5 protein-coding genes are annotated in these 3,436 nt (G+C 38.6%); all 5 read left to right on the top strand.

Annotated features, from left to right (window positions below; genetic code table 11):
- On the top strand, positions 1-843 hold an 843-nt coding region (locus JCM17102_RS20690; RefSeq protein ID WP_025076534.1), incomplete at its 5' end, for a JAB-like toxin 1 domain-containing protein.
- 2 nt (positions 844-845) lie between these two features.
- Complete coding sequence (locus tag JCM17102_RS32115; protein WP_275564455.1) at positions 846-1,283, top strand: hypothetical protein; 438 nt, start codon at positions 846-848, stop codon at positions 1,281-1,283.
- Positions 1,271-1,966, top strand: a complete 696-nt coding sequence (locus tag JCM17102_RS32120) for a hypothetical protein (RefSeq protein WP_275564456.1) — start codon at positions 1,271-1,273, stop codon at positions 1,964-1,966. The genes JCM17102_RS32115 and JCM17102_RS32120 overlap by 13 nt, the downstream gene beginning before the upstream one ends.
- A 335-nt stretch (positions 1,967-2,301) precedes the next feature.
- Positions 2,302-2,673 (top strand): hypothetical protein, encoded by a 372-nt coding sequence (locus JCM17102_RS20700; RefSeq protein WP_136498660.1) that lies wholly within the window; start codon positions 2,302-2,304, stop codon positions 2,671-2,673.
- Positions 2,674-2,905: 232 nt separating this feature from the next.
- A partial coding sequence (locus tag JCM17102_RS20705) for a DUF6443 domain-containing protein (RefSeq protein ID WP_025076536.1) occupies positions 2,906-3,436 on the top strand: 531 nt, incomplete at its 3' end.

Below are 3,436 nucleotides of genomic sequence, written 5' to 3' on the forward strand. Positions count from 1 at the left end.
GGAGTGTTCACCGGCTCGACGAATGTTCAGCCTTATAAGTATAATGGCAAGGAACTGGACAGGACCAATGGGCTGGACTGGTATGATTACGGAGCAAGGCAGTATGATGCAGCGATAGGGAGATGGCATGGGGTGGACCCGTCAGGAGAAAAATATGCCAATTGGGGCTTGTATACTTACTGTAAGAATAACCCGATAATAAGAATTGATCCGAATGGGAAAGATGATTATGTAGTAAACAGAAATGGATATATTTATCTGATGCGAAAAACGAATAGCGCAGTAGACGTTTTGTATGCAAGCGGAATTAACGGTCCAAAAGCCACACAACCAGATCCGAGCTGGAAAAGTATCCAAGTGTCTGATAAATCTGTATTGAACGGATTTATTGAGTCTCAAATTGGTCGAGATCTCTGGGACCGAATGGAATTTTCTTCAACCCATTCCATTTCTGATGCTGCCAATATTTTTTTATTTGCAACAGATAATACAACTGTTGAATGGACTTTGAAAGGTGGCTATATAAATGATAAAGAAACCTACATATTAGGAACAAATAATAGCGAAAACTCTGTTACAAATATATATGGACTAACTGAAGTGGATAAGGCAATATATCCTGACTTTAAAGCAATATTTGATATCCATTCACATCCTAACAACCCATTTGCTTCACAGCGCGACATGGATAACGTGAAAAAATTTATGGATGTGAAGTATGGTATTTATTATAAAGATGAACGAACATTTTTTAGTTATACAGATAAAGAAAAAAGAAAGAATTCCATAACAGTGAGTTCTATGGATGATTTAATAAAATATATATTCCAACAATTCAAGTAATTATGAAAAACAAACCGATCAACTTTCTGATTAATGTAATAATGGCATTAACCATCCCCCTGACAGTTTCCTGCCAGGGGGCAAATGGCAACAGCATTGATCCGGAACTTTTGGAGCATGTCAAGTCCGTAATCGATTTCTATCCGGACTGTAGGAAAACGCTAAAAGTTTACCAATTTGATGCGTGGAAAGCCCATGTGTGTCTTATATGGCCTAAAAGTCCTTATTCCGGATTCTGGTTTTATGTAGGCAGAGATGATAAGGATGGTCAATTCATTTTACCGACAAACGCATTAAAATATAAAGACAAATACATCCTTTTCTATTCACAAGGGAAGAAAGCGATGGACGAAAAGAAAATATGTGAGATATTAGGCATTAAATCAGAACGTGATCTGCCGGAATATGAGGGGGAAGACACACGGGTATGGTATATATGAAAGACAAGCGGTCAAACAAATCCACTTTTAAACAAATTGATAATAAGGTTAAGGACTATAAATACCCACAACTAAGATATTTTTATGGAGGAGAGCAGGACTCGGACGTAATAGATATGGTATCAGACTTTTTTTATGTCCATGGAGAAAGTGGGAAAATTGAAAAATTCTCTTCTCCGGATATGATATCAATTGACATATCAATATTCAATAAATCAGACTCTGCACTTCTGGTGGGATTAGACCCGGATTTATACGGTAGCTTTATAATGAAAAATGGAAAACACTCCATACCTTTACATCCAAAGAAGATATGGGTAAATGACGGATTTCGTGAAATCTCTTCCGGATTATATTCAATTGATCCGCATGGAGAGATGGACTTTGGCTTATATACTGCAAAAGGGCCGATTATTTTAGAAAACACACCTCCGCAAAAATATGCGCACAAATTATACGACTTGTTCTATGATTCTATCTTTTATGTTCCGAAACATCCTGTTCAAATACCCGATACGGTCCGGGGAATCCTATGGAATAAGGAGTTTAAAGTTTATACCCCCACTATTCTTACCCGATATAATTTTTGGGTAAATGATAGTATATATAACATATACTCTGATGGGGAAACAGATAAATACGGAAGAGGAAAATGGAAATATAGCAATTTATTTGAAGAATAGTTGATCTTATACATATTGATGGGAAAAGACCGATTATAACAATAGAATAAGGGTGGCACTTGGAATGATTTTTTAATTATCATAAAACATAATTTACTTGCAGAGGGGATACATACCCTCTGCATTAAATTTTAAGACATATTATTATGAAGTCTATGCTTCTTATTCTAAAAACGCAATTTATAAGTTTGCTTATTGTGTTATTACTGTTTTTATTGGGGAAATTATTCATAATACCCCCAATAAGTCTTTATTTGACGTCCGAAAGCGTTGAAGAATCAAAACGAATAAATGCTTATGTCGGAGAATGTAGGATTTTCAAAGTGGATACTCTCATGGCTGGATATGAATTTCCTATTGAAAGAATATGGGTGGAAAAATATCACAGTTTAGGCAGGAATTGTATTGGCATAGTCACTACCACCGTTACAGAGGATAGCAAACGTATTGTGATCGATATTATTCCGGATAGTCCTTTTTCCTATCATGATAGTTTCGAGAAGGAGTGGTGGGCTATTAAAGATAGCCTGACAGGTAGTGTCGGTCTTTCTAAACCAAATGTAGATCTAGATTGTCATTATCAGCAAGGCGATACAGCTATTTTTAAGATATTCAAATTGGATAAAAAAGAATCTAATGTCTGGAGAGATGAAACAATGGACTTGATGTTTAAGATATATACTGTATGTGATTGGGAAGAGAAATGATCAGTATGGATAAAAATAGAACAGAAATCTTTAATTAGTCAAATGCGACAAAAGCACATCGCTTCTGCCGCATTTTTTACTACCATTCTATTTTAGGGCAGAATACGACAGGATATACGGGAACGTGCAATTACACCGCCGAGAAAACGTATATAGAACCCACTTCCCAAACAGGAAGCAGTAGTGCGAAGATGGTCAGTGACATCGTCTATTTCGACGGATTCGGCCTGAAATGGCAAGAGATACAGGTGGGGGCAAGCCTTCGGGAGGAGCAGACTTGATCCTTCCACATAGCTACGGCACCTTGGGACAAGTGGAAAAGGAATACCTTCCGTATGCAAAAAACGGAAACAACGGAGCTTTTGATGCGGATATGTTCTCTCCCTCCCACTGGAGCATCTACGGAACCGAGGAACAGAACTATGCTTTTACCCTGACCCAATACGAGCACAGCCCATTGGCACGGGTTGCGAAACAGACAGGACCGGGAAAAGCCTGGCATACAGCCGGGAAAAGTGTAAACTCTCTGTATGGAACCAATCAGACCGGAGAAGTCAGACAATACAAAGTGACCTCCGACGGGACACTTTCGCTGGACGGAAGTTACCCTGCCGGAAGATTGCAGAAAACGACAGTCACCGACGAGGATGGACATCAGATAGAGAGTTATACCGACAATAACGACCTGACGGTATTGACGGTAGCGGTAGACGGAAACGAACGGCTGGAAACATACTATGTGTACGACGAGCGGAACCGGCTA

This window comes from Bacteroides faecichinchillae JCM 17102, assembly GCF_000614145.1.
GTDB classification, from domain to species: domain Bacteria; phylum Bacteroidota; class Bacteroidia; order Bacteroidales; family Bacteroidaceae; genus Bacteroides; species Bacteroides faecichinchillae.

Bases quoted from the DNA above. Each gene is read 5' to 3' on its own strand.
- JCM17102_RS32115 (WP_275564455.1), top strand. From the start codon at position 846: ATGAAAAACAAACCGATCAACTTTCTGATTAATGTAATAATGGCATTA.
- JCM17102_RS32120 (WP_275564456.1), top strand. From the start codon at position 1,271: ATGGTATATATGAAAGACAAGCGGTCAAACAAATCCACTTTTAAACAA.
- JCM17102_RS20700 (WP_136498660.1), top strand. From the start codon at position 2,302: ATGGCTGGATATGAATTTCCTATTGAAAGAATATGGGTGGAAAAATAT.